Source organism: Streptomyces sp. GbtcB7 (genome assembly GCF_019091445.1).
GTDB classification, from domain to species: Bacteria; Actinomycetota; Actinomycetes; order Streptomycetales; family Streptomycetaceae; genus Streptomyces; species Streptomyces mirabilis.
In genome coordinates this window covers 1-373 of the sequence record NZ_JAGXJM010000168.1, presented here as the reverse complement: position 1 = coordinate 373, position 373 = coordinate 1, and the positions used below count along the sequence as shown (strand labels likewise).

Below are 373 nucleotides of genomic sequence, written 5' to 3'. Positions count from 1 at the left end.
TGTGACCGACGCCGGGTGGGATCGCCTCCGAGCGCATGGCTTGGGAACCATCGTCGACCTCCGCCGTCCGAGTGAACGAACGGCGTCCGTCCCCCGCGACATCGCCGTCCGGCATGTCGGTCTCGACGGGGACGAACGGCACTTCTGGGAATCTCGGGAGAAGGACGGGCAGTGGGGAACTCCGCTGTCCTACCTGGACCCCGTCGGGGAGCTGCCGCATCGGCTCGCGGGTGCCCTCGAGGAGATCGCGCGAGCCCCTACGGGCGGCATCCTTTTCCACTGTGGCGCAGGCTGGGATCGGACCGGCCTGCTGGCTGCGGTCCTGCTGAAGGCCGCCGGTGTGACCGAGGATGCCGCGACCCGCGACTACCTC

The 373-nt window shown here is 69.7% G+C and carries 1 protein-coding gene; it reads left to right on the top strand.

Annotated elements, in window-relative coordinates:
* Position 1: 1 nt before the first annotated feature.
* The coding region (locus KVT44_RS55695) for a tyrosine-protein phosphatase (RefSeq protein WP_308314431.1) at positions 2-373 on the top strand (372 nt) is incomplete at its 3' end.